Source organism: uncultured Desulfovibrio sp., from assembly GCF_910584445.1.
Classification (GTDB): Bacteria; Desulfobacterota; Desulfovibrionia; order Desulfovibrionales; family Desulfovibrionaceae; genus Desulfovibrio.
The window spans coordinates 1-17500 of record NZ_CAJUBO010000001.1 but is presented as its reverse complement, the minus strand read 5'-3'; the positions used below and the strand labels follow the sequence as shown (position 1 = coordinate 17500).

Sequence of the window (17500 nt, the reverse complement as noted above, 5' to 3'; positions counted from 1 at the left end):
ATGGCATATGGCTTGCATATGCTGTTATGAACAGGCTGCTGACACATACGCCCGCGGCAGGCGTGAGCAGAAGGGGGAGCAATGTTCCACAGGGTGCACAACGTTCGTCTGGCCGGGCTGCGCGCGGCCGTGCCGACCGAGGAGATCCGCCTGGAGGACGAATCCGGCTTTTATGGCGGCAGTCTCAAAAAGGTGGCGCGCATGCGCGCCACGCTGGGCATGGATCGCCGGCGGGTCTGCCCCCCGGACGTGACGGCCTCCGACCTCTGCGCCCATGCCGCCACGGACCTGCTGGCCGCCTTGCCCGCCGCCGTTCCCACCATCGACGCGCTCGTCTTCGTCTCCCAGAGTCCGGACTGGAACCAGCCAGCCACGGCCTGCGAATTGCAGCACCGGCTCGGCCTGCCCACCACATGCGCCACCTTTGATGTCAACCAGGGCTGCACCGGCTACATCTATGGCCTGTGGATCGCCGCCTCACTGGTGGCCGCCGGCGCGGCGCGGCATGCGCTGCTGCTCGTGGGCGACGCGCACGCCGCCGGCCGGGACCCGCGCAACCGCGTCATGGCTCCGGTGTTCGGCGACGGCGGCAGCGCCACGCTGCTGGCGCGCGACGAGGCGGCGCCGCCCATGCAGTTCGGTTTTGGCACTGACGGCAGCCAGTTCGAGACCATCATCACGCCCGGGGCGCAGGCGCGCATCCCGCTGTTGCGCGACCCGGCGGCCAATGCCGTGCTGGCCGAGGACATCCTCGACCCCCTGGGCAATCCCTGGCAACTCAGCGACGCCTGGATGGACGGCGGCGCGGTGTTCAACTTCACCATGGACGTGGTCCCGGCGCATCTGGCGGCGGCCCTGCACCACGCCGGGCTTGGGCCGGACGACATTGACCTTCTGGCCCTGCATCAGGCCAACGGGCAGATCGTGCGCACCGTGGCCGACAAGGCCGGCTTCCCGCCGGAAAAGGCCCCGGCGGCCTCGTTTTCGCGCTACGGCAACCTGGCGGCGGCCTCCATTCCGGCCTGCCTGTGCGATGCCGCGGGTACTGAGACCTCGCCCGGACGGGTGCTCATGTGCGGCTACGGCATCGGCCTGGCCTGGGGTTCATGCCTTTGCGACATTGAGCGCTGGAACTGCGCTCCCACTCTTGATTTCGCCCCGGACCCGGGCCGGCCCACGCGCGCGGAACGCATTGCCCGCTGGCAAAAAATCATCCGAGGAGAGATTTCCCGCCATGACCACTAATCCCCGCATGACCACGACGGATTTTCTCGCCCAGTTGCAGGAAATGCTCCAGACCGAGAGCGCCCTTGCCGAGGACACGGCACTCTGGGACATGGAGGAATGGGACTCTCTGGCCTTCATGATCCTCATTGCCTTTTTCGACAGGCAGTTCGGCATCAGGCTCACCTTTGACGCCATCAAGGCCTGCGCCACGCCAGCGGATATCATCGGCCTGAGCAACGGAGCCATCGCCTGATGTTCTCGCCTGAACAGCGCATCCTCGTCACGGGCGCAAGCTCGGGCATCGGCCGCGCCATCGCTCTGGAGTGCGTGGCCCGGGGAGCGACGGTACTGGCCTGCGGGCGCGATGCCGGGCGGCTGGCCGAGGCGCGGGGGCAGGCGGCCGCGCCCGAACGCTGGATCAGCCTTGAGCGCGATTTCAGTCAGGACATGGAGGGCATCCCGGCGTGGCTCAGGGGGCTTGCGGCCGAACACGGCAAACTCTTCGGCCTGGCGCACGCGGCCGGGACCGGCATCATGGACACCATCCAGCTGTATGAGCTGGACACGGCGCGCGCCTATTTCGACCTCAACTTCCATGTGCCGCTCCTGCTGGCAAAGGGCTTCGCGGACCGGCGCGCGTCCCTGCGCGGCGGGTCCATGTGCTTTCTGAGTTCCGCCTCGGCGGTGTTCCCGGAAAAGGGGCATCTGCTCTATGGCGCGGCCAAGGCCGCCCTGGCCTGCGCGGCCAAGAGCATCAGTCAGGAGCTGGCCCCGCGCGGCATCCGCGTGCATTGCCTCGCGCCCGGCATCGTGGAAACGCCCATGGAGGCGGCTGCCGAGTCCATGATGGGTCCGGGCTACCGCGAGGAGCAGCTCGCCGCCTATCCGCTGGGCTTCGGCAGGCCCGGGGATGTGGCCGCCATGGCCGCGTTCCTGCTCTCCGAACAGGCGCGCTGGATAACGGGCCAGAACTTTGTGCTGGCAGGGGGGCGCTACTGACATGCCACGGGTGCTGATCGCCGGCAATTCCGGGGCCGCGCGCGAATGCTACTGGATCTTGCGCGATCTTGAGCAGGCCTCGCCAGGTCTGGCCGGCTACTACGAATTTGGCGGCTTCCTGAGCTGGCAGGGCTATGCCGGCGACCTCAAGGAACTGGCCGGCCACTTTCTCGGCCCGTTGGAGGACCATGCGGTCGCGCCGGACGAACTGTATGTTCTCGGAGTGGGCGCGCCGTATCTTCGCCGCGCCATTTTTCTGCATCTCAAGGAACGCGGCGCCCGGCTCATGAACCTCATCCATCCCTGGACGGCCATCTGCCCCTCGGCGGTCATGGGCGAGGGCAATGTCTTCCAGCGCGGTTGCACCGTCTATGCCAACGCCGTCATCGGCAACGGCAACTACATCAACGGCGCGGCCAATCTCTCGCACGACGCGCGCATGGGCGATTTCAACTTCCTCGCGCCCTATGCCATCGTCCTCGGCGGCGCGAGCCTGGGCGACATGAACCACCTCGGGCCGCACGCCGTGGTGCTGGAGGGCGCGCGCATGGGCAACGGCAATTCCCTGGCCCCGGGCAGCACCCTGTACAGGAGCTGCGGCGATCATGCGCGGCTTTCCGGCAGCCCGGCGCTCAAAATCGGCGAGATGGAGCACGGGCCGGACGCCACGGAGGAGACGGAATGAGCGCCCGGCCGCTGCACATCCTGTTGGTCAACAACTACACGGGCCGGGGCGGCATCCCCAGGGCCATCAGTCTTCTCGCCAACAACATGGCCGGGCGCGGCCACCGCGTGACCATTATCAGCCAGCGGCCCGTGCCACGTCCGCTCTCTCCGCTGTACCGCCTGGGCCACGCGCTCAACATCCTGAGCCTGCCGCCGGGACGGAGAGGTCCGCTGCCTCTGGGCACGCAACGCCTGGAGCAAATGTACCCGCTGGCTCCCGGCATTCGCGTCGTGCCCTATGCGTTTTCAGACAAAAACCTGAAGGTGCAGCGGGTACGCAAACAGATCCGCGCGCTGGACCCGGATGTCTGCGTCTGCCCGCTGCCGGACGGCAGCCAGCTTGTCTGGGCGGTCACGCTGCTTGGCTCGGGCGTGCCCTATGTGTATTCCGAACGGACATCGCCCCGGGCGATAGAGGAAACCTTCTGGAACCGCAAGGGCAGGCTCGCGGCCATGAGCGGGGCTGACGCCATCCACCTGCTCCTGCCCTCGTATCTGGAGAGCCTGCCCGATTTCCTGCGCGAGCGCGCCCGCGCCATCCCCAATGCCGTGGCCCTGCCGGACCGGACGGCCACTACCGACGGCGAACCTGGCGCCCGCAAGACCCTACTCTGGCTGGGGCGGCTGCACGAGAAGCTGAAGCAGTGCCGCCTTGCGCTGGACGCCTTTGCCCTGGTGGCAGAGCGCTTTCCCGACTGGGACATGCACATCGCCGGCGACGGCCAGGACGCGGCCCTGGTCAAGGCCCACGCGCGCCAGCTTGAACGGACCCGCGGCCTTGCCGGGCGCATCCGCTTTCTGGGGGAACTTGGGGATGTGTGGCCGACCCTTGCCTCGGCGCAGGCCTTCTGCTTTTCTTCCCGTCTTGAAGGCATGCCCTTTGCGCTGCTGGAGGCCCAGGCCAGCGGCCTGCCCTGTGCGGCCTTTGCCGGCTGCCCGGGCGTGCCCGACCTCATCCGCCACGAACACAACGGCCTGCTGGCGCAGACAATGGACGCGGTCAGCCTGGCGCGGCAACTGGAGCGCCTCATGGCCGATGCGGACCTGCGCCGCGCCCTTGGGCGCAACGCGCGGCTTGACGCGGCCCGCTTCTGCGAAAGCGCGGTCTATGACGCCTGGGAGGAGCTGCTGCGCGAAGCCGCGGCCAGAAAGGGCGCCACCGTCATGGACGGTTTTGCCCACGAACCCTTTGCCAGCATGGCGCGCATGGCATCACGCGCACGTCAGGAATGGGCTTTGCGCGATTTCGGCGAACCGCTCTGCGACAGCGTGGCAGGCAGGATCCGCGAAACATGGCGTCTCGCAAAGTTGCGGGTGCGGCAATGGCTGTAGACAAAAGGCTCACCATTGCCATCGGCGCCTCCAGTCTGTGCGTGGGCAAGGGCGGAACCGAAAGGGTCGCCATTGATCTGGCCCATGAAATGCTCGCGCGCGGGCACTCGGTCTTTATTCTCTGCTACGATCATCACCGCCTCCCGCCTTTTGCGCTGGACCCGCGCGTGGCCCACATCATCCTGCCCGCCGACTTCTTCCGGGGCAGCCAGAAGGCCATTGCGGATGTGAGGACCCTGCTCGCCGACAGAAACACCGATGTGTTCCTCTCCCTGCAGTCGGAAGCGACGCATCTGCTCTGGGCGCTCTGTTGTCTGGGAACAGGCATTCCCTTCGTCTGTTCCGAACGCTCCGACCCGCGCTTTACCGAGGCGGTTTCCTGGAACCGTCCGGGCAGGCATGCCGTGCTTGCCAGCGCCGACGCCATCCACGAACTCCTGGACGCCCATGTGCCCACAGTTCCGGAAGAGTGGCGATCAAAGGTGCGCGTCATCCCCAATGCCGCTCCCCTCCATGCGCGCGCCGCCGACACCGCGACTACGGAGGGCAGGCCTTCGATCCTCTTCCTGGGGCGCTTCATCAGGGGAAAACGCGCTGATGTGCTCCTGCGCGCTTTTGCGCTTCTTGCGCCGCGCTTCCCCCAGTGGACGCTCCAGCTGATCGGGCATGGCCCTGAAAATACGACGCTCGAACGCCTGGCGCGCAGGCTGGGCATGGCCGACCGCGTGGAGATCCGCGCATCCCGCGAGGATGTGGCCGAGGATTATGCCCGCGCCAGCATCTACTGTCTGCCCACCCGGGTCGAGGGCTTTCCCAACACCGTAGTGGAAGCCATGGCCGCCGGTCTGCCCGTGGTGGGCATTGCCGACTGCCCGGCCATGACCTCACTGGTGCGTCCGGGCGAAAACGGCGCGCTTGCGGCGGATGCCTCCCCGGCAGGCGTGGCCGAAGCCCTGCGCCCGCTCATGGCCTCCGTCCAGCTGCGGCAGAGTATGGGGCAAAAATCCCGCGAGCTGTGCTCATCCCTCTATGATCGGCAACAGATCTTTGACCAGTGGGAACGCCTTTTTTATGAGCTGACCAGCCATAAGGGGCGCACAGTCATGGACGGCTTCACGCATGAGCCTTTTGCCAGCATGGCGCGCCTCTCCTCTGCCGCACGGCGCGAATGGCTGTACCGCAATTTCGGCGATCCCATGCCCTACAGTTATGAATGGTGGAAGGAGCGCGCCACATGGCTATGGCGCTCTCTGCGCGGCAAGCGCGACCAACTGAAAAACTGACTGATGCCCGGAAAAGAGAAAATACATGACTGCCACACCGCTGTTCCGTAATGATGACGTGTCCTTCGACACGGATATGACCCGTTTCCCCCAGTTTTGCGACATCTTTCACCGGCATGGCTATCGTCAGCTCCACGCGGTCACACTGCGCGGTCTCTGCAACTATGCAAACCGATACCGCGGCTGCTATTGCGTGTATCCGGACCGGCCCACGCTGTCCCTGCTCTCCAATGAGGACATCCGCACGCTGTCCGCGCCATACCGCCTGGAGCAGAACCAGGCCCTGGTGCGGTATCTTGCCGAAACACCTGACGACATCGCGCTTCACGGCCTGTACCATACAAACTATGGCGCAATGGACTTTGACGAACAGCTGGCTGAAATGCGCGAAGGGCTGCTCCTGCTCCAGAAGCTGTTTCCCCGCAAGGATATCCGCTTTTTCGTGCCGCCATTCAACAAAATCAACGCTGAAACACGCCGGGCCGCCAATATGCTCGGCCTGCGGGTCCTGGGTGATGAGGGCATCCATCTCGAAGAACAGCTGGCATGGCTGACTCTGGAGCCTGGCATCTGGTATCGCTACCACCATCACCGCTTTTACCCTGAAAGCGAATTTGACACCTGTGACCTGAGCCTTGACGGGCTGGATGCGGCACTCTCCTCCGGCGTCCGGATCGCCCCGGATACGCCGCTTGCCATGCCCTCGTTCGACTATGAAGGCGACATCCGTCTGCTCAAACACCTGGTGCAGGAACACAAGGCGCAGTCCTGGTTCATCAGCACGGCAGAAAACCGCCTGGAACGCCATGAACTCCAACTGGCGATGGGCTGGATATATGCCCATTTGGAGCATGACGCGCCCATCTTCGAAGTGGGCTGCGGCAGCGGCAACAACCTTGTGTGGCTCACGACCCGCGGCTATCGCGCGCTGGGCGGCAGCGACGTGGATGACAAGGCTCTGCAGGTAGCGTCAGGCATGGCGGCCTCGCTGGACGCGGACTGGCAGCTGCTGAACGCCTCGCTTTTCCGGCCCGAACATATCCCGAGCGGACAGGCGCTGATTTTTGCCGTCAACTGCGTCATCTACCATCAGGACTTTGTACTGGCCGACTTTCTGCAGGCGTGCGCCCGGCGTCTCAGGCCCGACGGCTGCGTGCTGCTCGATCAGGTGGATGCCTCTTTCAACGGGCATCCCTGCAATGCCTGGTACTCTCCCCAGTGGCATCTGCCCGAACAGGAAAGGACCAAGCCCTCCGAGTACCGCAGCCCGCGCATTGACCGACGCGAAGTCGAAAAAAGCGCGGCGGCGGCCGGCATGGAAGTTGTGGCATCCATGCCGTCGCTGCGCGGAGGTGTGCCGCGCTGCGTCTATGTATTTGCGCGCAAGGGTGCAAATGTGCGCGCGCGCCGGCCGCTGCCCCGGCTGGCCCTGCCCGAGCCGTGCGTCCAGCCCACGGTTGAGGCGCTGTTCAATTCCGGGCTTTTTGACTGGGTCTGGTATCGCAAGACCTATGTGCGCGGCCCGGAAATCATGGATCCGCTGGAGCATTATGTGCGCTTTGGCGCCGCCAGGGGCTACCGACCCAACGCATGGTTCGATTCCGCAGCCTACCGGCGCGCCCATCTGGGCCTCGCCGATCCGACCAATCCTCTCCTGCACGCCCTCATGACGGGCAGGCTTCCGGAGCATGCCGCCCCGAGAACGGCGCATTGAATACGTGGGTGCATGCCCGGGGACAGAAATCCACCGCTGAAGCCATGCGCTGTCAGCGATGATATGGGACGATCATGAACTGGAAAAACATGCAGAAAACGCTCGCCCGCTGGCGTATGCGCATGCGCCTTTTCAGGCAGGATATGCATTTCTGGCTGCCGCTGGCCCGGCAAAAGGGCTGGCGCTGGACATGGCGGCACGCGCGGCTGTGCCGCAACGTGTATCTCCCCTGGCTGAAAACAAAACTCTCGTGTCCGGGTGGCTTTGACCGCGACTTCTATATCGACACCTACGTCAGGGGTCCGGTACTCGTCGATCCCCTGGAGCATTATCTGCGCAGGGGCATGTACTACGGCCTGAAACCGAACGCGACCTTCGATCCTCTCCGCTATCGCCTGAGCAGCATGCGGCTTGGCGACCGCCGCAGCCCGCTCCTGCATCAGGTGATCGCGCGGGAGAAAGGCCACGCAGGGCTTCCTTATCCGATAGCCGCATGCCAGCCGTCCATCGCCAGGTACAGAGGCCGGGTGAACAACTGTTTCGAGGCCTGCGCACGAAGCGGATTCCGCTTTGCCCGCGCCCCCAGATTTCTTGATTTCGGCTGCGGCGACGGGCACATGGTGGCGGCCCTCCGCGCGCATGGCATTGACGCCTGGGGCTATGACCTCGTTTCGCGGATTTCTCCAGACTATGCGGCATACAACGATTTTTTCCGTGACGGCACGCTTTACATAGACAATACCGGCGAACATGCCGGGATAAGCAACTATCAGCTCAAGTCCGAAAAATGGCGTCTTCCCTTTCCGGACCAGAGTTTCGATGTGGTGTTCTCGCAGCAGACGCTGGAACATGTCTTCGACCTGGACCTGGCGTTTGCCGAGATGACCAGGATCTTGAAGCCCGGCGGCATCGCGCTCCACATCTATCCGCCCAAAAACTGTTTCATGGAACGCCATGTGCATGTCCCCCTGGGGCATCGTCTGCACTTCAAGCCATATTACTATCTGTATTTTCTGCTTGCGCGCACGACAAAGATCCCGGGAGAAACAGCGCGGGAGCGCGCTTTACATGCCTGGAACTTTGTGGATACCGCCACCTGTTATACATCCAACAGCGAAATGCGCACGCTGACGGCAAAACATTTTTCTGAAGTACACCTTGACCAATACAGGGGAATCAGCACATTCAGGCCGCTCCTGACGCTCTACCACCGCCTTTTTCCCCACACCATGCTGCTGGCCTGCAGAAAATGAGCATGTTCCGCCGGGCATCTTCACCGGCGGCGCTATGAGGAAGACATGGGACGACTCCTGCTCCATACGCATCTTGGCCCCTCGCGGCCATGGCTGTTTGCGGCCCTTCTGGCAAATGAGGAACAGCTCGCGGCGCAAGGGACGGTGTTTGCGCCCTTTGACCCGGCCATCAGCGACCATGTCCCGTCCCATCGCCATCTTTGGCCCTACTTCCCCGCCGCAGGCCTTTCTGCCGGCCAGAAGGCGCATTTCGCCCGCATTGCAGCGCTGCTCGACCAGGGCAAGGATGTCCTCTGCCTGATTCCGACCTTTTCCGCACAGGCGCACGCCAGCGCATGGGAGGCTCTCAAAGCGTGCATCGATTTTTCCCGGCACGAAGTCGAGGCGCTGACCGTGGTCGGCCGGCCCGCGCTGCTGTTCGAATACCATTTCAGGGAATGGCAAGGCTCGGAATTTCCCGGGATCGAAGACTATTACGCAGACATGACCGCGCTGTGCGCGGCACTCCCCGAGCTGCTCGCCGGCATGGAACATCGCTTTGGCGCAGAGCATGCGCGCCTGGTGGCCGAAACGGATCCGGTCGAAGTGGCGTGCGCCAACCATGCCCTGCTCGATCTGGTGGCGGACTTTATCGGCCGCGGCCCGCTTCGGCCGCTCCGGCACCTTCCATATTCCTCCCTGTTTCTCCGTTCGCATGCGGCACGGCGCATCGCCTGGACGCCCAAGGTGGCGAACAATGTGTGGCCGCCCCTGGACGACGCCGATCTCATGGCCGCGCTGCTCGCGTTTGATGCCGGGCGCGGGCTGGACGTGGTGGCCCCGGCCCATGTCAGGTCCATGTTCAGGGAGAAGTGCGCCCCGGCCACCGGGCGTCTTGAAGACCTGCTGCATCTTGAAAGACACGCGCTCGCTATTCCCGACTGGTTTTTCACGGCTTCGCAGGCTGACAGAACCGCGCCGGCGGACGCGGCCAGTGTGGCTGACTTTGCGCGCGGCCTCGCACCGGTGCTGCGGCGTGCCCTGTTCACGCGGCTCAACAATGACGCGCCGCTGCTGGACACTGACCAGCAAGCACTCCTTGCCGCGCTTCAGACGCTTCCCGAGGCGGAATTTCAGCATCTGGGCGAGGTCCAGGAGCCGGTCATGCTCACTGTGCTGACCATGACCTACAATCAGGAGAACTACATCGCCCAGTGCATGGACAGCGTTCTGGCGCAGAAAACCGACTTTCCGGTGCTACACCTTGTTCTTGATCACTGCTCGAATGACGCCACGCCGACGATTATTTCCGAATATGCGGCGCGTCACCCCTCCATCCGCCCGGTGCTTCTTGACAAGCATGTCATGTTTGAGAACACGCGCGGGCTGCTTTCGCGCTGCCGGACCCCCTACGCCGCCCTGTGCGATGGCGACGACTATTTCACCGAGCCGACAAAGCTCCAGAAACAGGTGGACTTTCTCACGCGCAACCAGGACTGCGCGCTCTGCTTCCACCCGGTGCTCGCGCTGTATGAGGGCAACACGCATCCGTCCTTTGTCTACCCCGCGCCGCAGATGATGCCGCGTGGCCTGCGCGACAAGTACTATCTGGCCGACCTGCTCAAGGGCAATCTCATCCAGACCAATTCCGTGGTCTACCGCTGGCGCTTTCGTGACGGCCTGCCGGACTGGTTCCGCGCCGACCTCTGCCCCAGCGACTGGTACTGGCATCTTCTGCACGCCGAAACCGGAAAAATCGGCTTCATCCCCGAAATCATGGCCGTGTACCGGCGGCACGCGGCCTCCTATTACGCCAAATCCTTCATTGACCATGTGGAACACCGCCGCCAGCACGGCATGGCCGAGCTGGAAACCTATACGGCCATGAACGCGCATTTCAACAACCGCTATTTCCGCGCCTTTGCCGCAATGGCTAATGGGGTATTTGCGGACTTTTTCGACATCCAGTCCAGACAGGGCGACTCCCGCCTGCTGGATGAAGCAAGCGCACGCTATCCCGACTTTGCGCTCAATTTCTTGAAAACACTGAAAATCATTCGACAAAGCCGCACGAAGGACGGCGACGCGTAAGCCCGGGGGCACGGCACTCTCCTGCACGGGGAAGACACAGTCCATCCTTGACCTGCACGGCACTCTCACCGCGGCGGAAACACTGCCCATGACCGGTGCGCGCTTCCGTCTTGAAGACAGCCAGGAGCACTCCAATGGAGTTCCTTGATTTCATAGTTCTTGCCGCCCATGGCGCGGGCATTCATGCCTTCCACACCTATGCCAACATGTTTGGAAACATGGCCTGCCTGGACAAGGATGCGGACGCCGAAACCCTCGATGCCTTCCTGCAGGCCAATGATACCCTGAAAGGCGCAATCATTGATTCGGCAGGCGCCGTTGCCGATGGACGCCTTGCCGCAGTTCTTGACCGGAGCGGCAGCGACAGTGCCTTCGTCATCCTGACCCGCGACCCGCTGGAGCGCCTGCTCAGCGTTGCCAACACCCATATCCTCTGGTGGGCAGAGTCGGCGTCTGGCGTGTCCGGCCGTCAACTTTCCCGGACCAATCTGCATCAGTACGGCGATGTCAAAACATTTCTTGCGAATAAGCTCCTTGGCGCAGACAACATGAACACCCTGCCAAGAATTTTGCCGCTTCTGGCGTCAAAAACGAACAAATATATCTTTTTTGACATCCATGATCTCTATCCCGAACATGTTGAAGACAGTCTTGCGATGCTCAGGGGTTCCATTGGAGAGAGAGCAGGTACACAGCGTGAAGCAAATGGATTTTCCATTCCCAATGCACTGATCTACAAAAAGGAAAACAGCTTTGTCCGCTACATCAGACCACTCTGGCTGCGCCACAAGGATGTCTTTTTCGCCATCAGCCCCTGTCCGCGCGAATTTTGCGCGGCCTACGGTCTCGAACCGCATATCGTCATGAGCCGCGACCCCGCGGATCTGGGCTTTACTCTCGGCGACTATGAGGGGGAACTTGCCTTCGTGCTGACGGAATATGCCCACCATGCCCCGGAAAATGCCAGGCGCATCGTGCGCGGCCTGCTGGAGAACAGGCCTTCGCTGCTCCGGGACTACTGTCAGGATGTATCCAGACGGCACAGATTCGCATCCATCCTGACTGACGCGCTCTTTCTCACGGACGCGAAACTGCTGGACATGGCGCGCGAAGACCCGGCCTTTGCCGCGGCCCTGCGCGCCTTTCTCAACGACCATGTGGAAACGGTGGCCGGCCACCCGGGCTGGCGCACACCGCCGGCATGGCCGCGCACAAGGGCGCTGTGTGACGAGTTGCGGGACAGTGCGGCCTGAATGCCCTCTCATCCAAAAAAACATCCACACCCCGGGAACCGAGAAATGAGTGCCATGCCCACGTCGCAGCCCCACGACATGCAAAGCCTGCGCGCGGCCCTTGCCGCGCTTCCCGCCGATGTGCTGGTGGTGGCGTTCTATATCCACAGTACGAATGTCTCCCAGCACATCTGGATGAATCCGCTGGCCGCGCGCGTGAGGGCAGCGGGGCATGTGACGGTGGGCATCTGCACACCCAAGGGCGCGGAAGACGCGCGCCTTGAGGCGGACTACACGGCCATCATTGCGGAAAGAGATCTTTCTCCGCTTACCCGGGTCAATGTCGTCATTATTTCGGACATGGACGGAGGAAACGCCATTTATCCGCCCACCGCCAAGGTACTGGGCTGCATCCACGCCTTCTCTGCGTTTCATGACCCGGCTCTTTCCTGGCATGTTTTTGAATCATCACGGCTGGACGGCTGGCTGATGCCCTTTCCCCTCAGCGAGAGCGACAAAAACGCCATCCGCGCCCTGTGGACCGGCTTCACCTCTCCGGACGCGGCATGCCGCAAGGGCAGGCATTTCCATCTCATCCCGGTGGGGTATCCGGGCATGGCCGTGCTGGCGCAAGGCCTGCGCGCCCATGCCCGCGAGCCGGATGCCATTGTCTATGCGCCGGTGGGACGGCACTCCTATCCGGATTGCGGCGGCAACCGCCTCAAGTGCCACGGCGTGCGCCTGGTGCGCAGCCTTCTGGGGGCATTCCCGGACTTGCGCGTGATTTTCCGCCCCTACAAGACTGATCTGGAATCTGACGAGGTCAAGGAAATATGCGCAACATTCGCCGGGGAACCGCGTTTTGTTCCGGATACGCATCCGGGGCGGGAATTTGCGTTCGCGCATGGCGCACTGCTTGTGACCGACCTCTCGCATATCGCGCAGACGTTCGCCTTCTCCACGCTTCGGCCGGCACTGTATTTCCATCCCTGGCTCAAGAGGAAGCAACGCCGTACGTCCTGGTTAGGCGGTTTCACGGCGTATTCCTACACAGGTCTTGTCCAGGCGGCGCGGCTTTGCCTTGAAAACACCAGAGAATGGCAACAGCGCATCCGCACTGAGCGCAGCAGGCTGACAATGCCCTTTGATACCGCACTTGACGATATCGCGGGTTTTTTGCGAGAATTTTACGAGGATGCTCCGCGCGCTGAATGGCTTACAATTGAACGCGATGACGCTCTGGTTCAACGCGAAACAGCGCTGCTCGCGCGCCTGCTGGATCAGCCTCACGATGTGCTGCCCAATCTGGCCGCCGCCGCACTCATGTGCAACAATCCGCAAAGTCCCCTGCTGACGGCCTTTGCCCTGCACGCGGGCCGCAAGCACATCCCGAAAGAGGTACTCTATTTCCAGCCGGCCATTGAACGCGCTGCGGGCACACTGCTGGGCAGAACCTTTGCATGCCGCCACTATGAGGATGTGGACGCAGAGGATGTGCGTACGTTATATTCCCTGGCTCTGCTGGAGATGTTCAAAAAGAACGATGCCGACGGCGTGGCCTTTGTTGAGGAACTGCTCAACGCCTTCAACGTCCTGTGCCCGGAAGCGGACACGGAAGATGGAACCGGCGTCTGAAATGAAGCAAAACTCCTTCCGCTTTTCCTCCAAGGCCGACACCCTGGCCGCGCTCTCCCGCTGGCCGGAGCTGCACATTCCGCCGGTCTGCGCCTTCACCGTGGCGCAGTGGCGCGCCGATGCCGGGGCCGTGCATGCCGCGGCACTGGCCGCCGCGGGCGCATGCGCCGTGGGGGATGCCAGGGGGCGCGGCGCCGTTGCCGTGCGGTCATCCTGCCGGCGCGAGGATTCGTCCGAGGCTTCCGGCGCGGGGGCCTTCCTTTCGCTGCTGGATGTGCCGCTGGACGATGCGGCGGCCTTTGCCGACGCCGTGGAGCGGGTCATCGGCTCCTATGGCGAGCCGGCGCCCGAGGACCAGGTGCTGGTGCAGCCCATGATCAGCGCCCCCGCCGTCACCGGCGTCATCATGACCCGCGCCCTGTCCGACGGCGCGCCCTGGTACGTCATCAACTACGACGACGAATCCGGCCAGACGGACACGGTCACGGGCGGCACCCATGTGGGCAAGACCGTCTATGTCTATCGGGAGGCGAAGGAGACGGATTTCGATTCGCCGCGACTTGCCGCCTTTGTGGCCCTGGCGCGCCGCCTGGAGGCGCTCTGCGGCACGGATGCCCTGGACATCGAATTCTGCCTCGACAGGCAAAACGTCCTCCATCTCCTGCAGGTCCGCCCCATCTGCGCCCGGCGCCAGTGGCCGGACTCCATCCCGGCCGCCCGCATCGGCCGCGTGGCCGACTTTGTCGCCGCCCGCACGGGACCGTGCCCGGGCCTGTTCGGGCAGCGCTCCATCCTCGGCGTCATGCCGGACTGGAACCCGGCGGAGATGATCGGCATCCTGCCGCGCCCGCTCGCCTCGTCCCTCTACCGCAACCTCATCACCACCCGCGTGTGGGCCAAGGCACGGGAACGCATGGGCTACCGCGCGCTGCCGCCCACAGAGCTGATGCCCCTCATTTTCGGCCGCCCCTACATCGACGTGCGCGCCAGCTTCAACTCCTTTCTCCCGGCCGGGCTGGAGCCTGTCACCTGCGAGATCCTGGTGGGCGCATGGCTGGAGCGGCTCGAGTCCAACCCCCAGCTCCACGACAAGATCGAATTCGAGATCGCCCAGACCACCCTTGACTTCTGCTTTGACGCCACGCTTGACGCGCGCTATCCCGGCCTGCTCACAACGCGGCGGCGCGAGGATTTCCGCGCGGCCCTCGGGCGGCTCACCGCGACCTGCCTTGACCTCTCCGCCGCCGGCTCCCTGGCCGCCGCGCTGGATGCCGTGGCTGAACTGCGCGGACGGCAGGCGGCCAGGCCGCCCGTCACCGCCACCGATCGCGGGCGTCTGGAAGATCTGGCGTCCCTGCTGGCAGAATGCCGCAAATACGGGACGCTGCCCTTCTCCATCCTGGCGCGCCACGCCTTCATCGCCGAGAGCCTGCTGCGTTCGGCGGTGACGGCGGGCGCGCTCGCGCCGGAGCGTGTGCGGGCGTTCAAGGCCACGGTACGCACCATCTCCGGCGAGTTGTCCCGGGAATTTCAGGAGGTCTGCGACGGCCGGCGCGACGCCGCGGCCTTCATGCGCAAATACGGGCATCTGCGCCCGGGAAGTTACGATATCCTCTCCCCCCGCTATCTGGACCGGCCGGACATTTTCGGGGAGGGCGGCCGCATGCCCCGCCCGGAAGGGGGAGCGCCCTTCGCGCTCGCGCAGGCCGAGCGCCGGGATCTGGAAGCCCTGCTGCGCGGGCACGGACTCGGCCTCACGCCGGAAGAACTGCTGGAATATGCGCGCCGGGCCATCGCCGGACGCGAACATGCCAAGTTCATTTTCAGCCGCAACCTCTCGGACGCGCTGGAGACCATCGCCTTTTTCGGCGAGGACGCCGGCTTTGACCGCGACGCGCTTTCCTTTCTGGAGATCCAGACGCTCCTGGACTGGACGACCAGCGCCCAGCCCGAAAGCGCGCGCGAACATTTCGGGCGTCATGTGGCGGCCAACAGGGAACTGCTGGCCCGCGCCTCGGGGCTAAAACTGGGCTATCTCATCCGTTCGGTGCGCGATGTCTATGTGGCGCCGCAGCACCGCGCCGCGCCCAATTTCGTGGGGACAGGCGAGGCCTGCGCCCCGGTGGCGCGCCTTTCCGCCGGCAGCTCCTGCGATGTGGACCTCAGCGGCAGGATCGTCTGCATCGAGAATGCCGACCCCGGCTTCGACTGGATCTTCACGCGCAACATCGCCGGCCTGGTGACGCGCTTCGGGGGCGCCAACTCGCACATGGCTATCCGCTGCGCCGAATACGGCCTGCCCGCGGCCATCGGCGCGGGCGAACGGCTGTTCGACATGGCTGCCGGGGCGCAGACGCTCTATCTCAAACCGGCGGCGGCCATTCTGGAGGCGCGCTGATGCTCGGCATCACCATGCGCGGCATACGCCATGCCTATCCCGGCGGCGCCGTGGAGGAACGCGACGCGCTGGCGCGCGACTGGCCGCGCTTTCTCGCCCGGGTCTTTCCGGAAGAGCGCGTTCTCTATCTGCCCAACACGGGCGCGGAGTCCGTGACGTTCGCAGGCGCCCAGGAACTTTCGGGACTCATCCTTTCCGGCGGCGAGGACTGGGGCGTCACCCCGGCGCGCGACGCCACGGAACGCGCGCTCCTGGACTGGGCGCGGCAGAAGGCCCTGCCGGTTTTCGGCGTCTGCCGGGGCGCGCAGGTCATCAATCTGCTGGCCGGCGGCACGCTGGGAGCCTGCGACCGGCATGTGGCGACACGGCACGAACTGGAACTGGCGCGGCCCGTGGCCGGCGGCCGGCACCATGAGGTCAACTCCTTCCATGCCCGGGCCATCAGGCCCGACGGGCTTGCCCCGGGCCTGGAGCCGTTTGCCCTGGCCCCGGACGGCACAGTGGAAGGCTTCATGAACGCGGACGGCCGCATCGTCGGCGTCATGTGGCATCCCGAACGGGAACCGCGACCGGCGCCCCTGGACCTGGCGCTCCTGCGCGCATGGTCGGCGAAACGCTGATGCCCTCCGGGAGGAAGGGAGAGAGGAATATGCTGGACGACACTGCCACGGCGGCCGTCATCCTGGCCGCGGGCCGCGGCTCGCGGATGAAAGCATTGACGGAAGAAAAGCCCAAGTGTCTGGTGGAACTGGCGGGACGCCCCCTCCTCCACTGGCAGACCGGCGCCCTGCGCGCGGCGGGCATCAGGCGCATCCTGGTGGTGCGCGGCTATGCCGCCGGCCGCATCACGGGCGATTTCGCCACAGTGGAGAATCCGCGCTGGGCCGCCACGAATATGGTGGCATCGCTGCTTTGCGCGGATGCGTTTGCCAGGGCCTTTTTCGCGGCGGGCGGCGCCCGCCTGCTGGTTTCGTATTCCGACATCGTCTACCATCCCGACCATGCGCGGCAGCTCCTTGCGGCGACCGCTGACATCGCCATCAGCTACGACACGCGCTGGGAGGCCTTGTGGAAGCTGCGTTTTGCGGACATGCCGGGCGGCGTGCTCGCCGATGCGGAGACCTTTCGCCAGGAAGGCGGCCTCTTGCGGGAGATCGGCGGCAGGGCCGCCTCTCTGGACCAGATCCACGGCCAGTACATGGGGCTGCTCAGCTTCAGCGCGGCAGGCTGGCAGACCCTGGCGGACGCATGCGCCGCGCTTGCCCCCGCCGCCGTGGACAGGCTGGACATGACGGGCCTGCTCAGGCTGCTGCTGGAACAGGGCGCAGCCATTGGCACCGTGCCCGTTGAAGGCCGCTGGTGCGAGGCGGACAGCGCCTCGGATCTCAACAACTATGAACGCGCGCTGGCCGCGGGGCAGTGGTCCCACGACTGGCGTTCTGGAGAGGAACGATGAAACACGGCGATTTTACCGCCCTTGCGTCCAAATACGCCCGGTACCGGCCCGGGTATTCTCCCTTTGTGCTGGAGGCATTCGTGGGTCTGACATGCGCGGGGAATGCGCGCGCGCGCGCGCGAGAGAGAGAGAGAGAGAGAGAGAGAGAGAGAGAGAGAGAGAGAGAGAGAGAGAG

Annotated in this window: 14 protein-coding genes; all 14 read left to right on the top strand. The window is 64.4% G+C overall.

What is annotated here, in order from left to right; all coding sequences use genetic code 11:
• The first annotated feature begins 81 nt into the window (after positions 1 to 81).
• Entirely contained in the window at positions 82 to 1245 is a 1164-nt protein-coding gene (locus QZ294_RS00070; RefSeq protein WP_297044867.1) for a 3-oxoacyl-[acyl-carrier-protein] synthase III C-terminal domain-containing protein, read from the top strand.
• The gene (locus QZ294_RS00065) at positions 1235 to 1480 is read left to right on the top strand and encodes a phosphopantetheine-binding protein (protein ID WP_297044864.1); all 246 of its coding nucleotides are present in this window, start codon (positions 1235 to 1237) and stop codon (positions 1478 to 1480) included. Before QZ294_RS00070 ends, QZ294_RS00065 begins: the two co-directional genes overlap by 11 nt.
• Positions 1480 to 2226: an SDR family NAD(P)-dependent oxidoreductase gene (locus QZ294_RS00060; RefSeq protein ID WP_297044859.1), complete on the top strand. Its 747-nt coding sequence runs from the start codon at positions 1480 to 1482 to the stop codon at positions 2224 to 2226. Before QZ294_RS00065 ends, QZ294_RS00060 begins: the two co-directional genes overlap by 1 nt.
• Before the next feature lies 1 nt (position 2227).
• A complete protein-coding gene (locus tag QZ294_RS00055; protein WP_297044856.1) occupies positions 2228 to 2911 on the top strand; it encodes a transferase in 684 nt (227 codons plus the stop codon).
• The gene (locus QZ294_RS00050) at positions 2908 to 4284 is read left to right on the top strand and encodes a glycosyltransferase (protein WP_297044853.1); all 1377 of its coding nucleotides are present in this window, start codon (positions 2908 to 2910) and stop codon (positions 4282 to 4284) included. The genes QZ294_RS00055 and QZ294_RS00050 overlap by 4 nt, the downstream gene beginning before the upstream one ends.
• The gene (locus tag QZ294_RS00045) at positions 4275 to 5567 is read left to right on the top strand and encodes a glycosyltransferase (RefSeq protein ID WP_297044850.1); all 1293 of its coding nucleotides are present in this window, start codon (positions 4275 to 4277) and stop codon (positions 5565 to 5567) included. Before QZ294_RS00050 ends, QZ294_RS00045 begins: the two co-directional genes overlap by 10 nt.
• A 25-nt stretch (positions 5568 to 5592) precedes the next feature.
• The gene (locus QZ294_RS00040; RefSeq protein WP_297044848.1) at positions 5593 to 7281 is read left to right on the top strand and encodes a methyltransferase domain-containing protein; all 1689 of its coding nucleotides are present in this window, start codon (positions 5593 to 5595) and stop codon (positions 7279 to 7281) included.
• Between the two features lie 74 nt (positions 7282 to 7355).
• Positions 7356 to 8534 (top strand): class I SAM-dependent methyltransferase, encoded by a 1179-nt coding sequence (locus tag QZ294_RS00035; RefSeq protein ID WP_297044846.1) that lies wholly within the window; start codon positions 7356 to 7358, stop codon positions 8532 to 8534.
• A gap of 45 nt (positions 8535 to 8579) precedes the next feature.
• Positions 8580 to 10604, top strand: a complete 2025-nt coding sequence (locus QZ294_RS00030) for a glycosyltransferase (protein ID WP_297044843.1) — start codon at positions 8580 to 8582, stop codon at positions 10602 to 10604.
• A gap of 134 nt (positions 10605 to 10738) precedes the next feature.
• Positions 10739 to 11857, top strand: coding sequence for a hypothetical protein (locus QZ294_RS00025; RefSeq protein WP_297044842.1), 1119 nt, complete (start codon positions 10739 to 10741; stop codon positions 11855 to 11857).
• Between the two features lie 54 nt (positions 11858 to 11911).
• The gene (locus tag QZ294_RS00020; protein ID WP_297044839.1) at positions 11912 to 13471 is read left to right on the top strand and encodes a hypothetical protein; all 1560 of its coding nucleotides are present in this window, start codon (positions 11912 to 11914) and stop codon (positions 13469 to 13471) included.
• 1 nt (position 13472) lies between these two features.
• The gene (locus tag QZ294_RS00015; RefSeq protein WP_297044836.1) at positions 13473 to 15869 is read left to right on the top strand and encodes a PEP-utilizing enzyme; all 2397 of its coding nucleotides are present in this window, start codon (positions 13473 to 13475) and stop codon (positions 15867 to 15869) included.
• Positions 15869 to 16489, top strand: coding sequence for a gamma-glutamyl-gamma-aminobutyrate hydrolase family protein (locus QZ294_RS00010; protein WP_297044834.1), 621 nt, complete (start codon positions 15869 to 15871; stop codon positions 16487 to 16489). The genes QZ294_RS00015 and QZ294_RS00010 overlap by 1 nt, the downstream gene beginning before the upstream one ends.
• Before the next feature lie 29 nt (positions 16490 to 16518).
• On the top strand, positions 16519 to 17325 hold the full coding sequence (locus tag QZ294_RS00005) for a phosphocholine cytidylyltransferase family protein (RefSeq protein WP_297044831.1): 807 nt from the start codon (positions 16519 to 16521) through the stop codon (positions 17323 to 17325).
• The last annotated feature ends 175 nt before the right edge of the window (positions 17326 to 17500 follow it).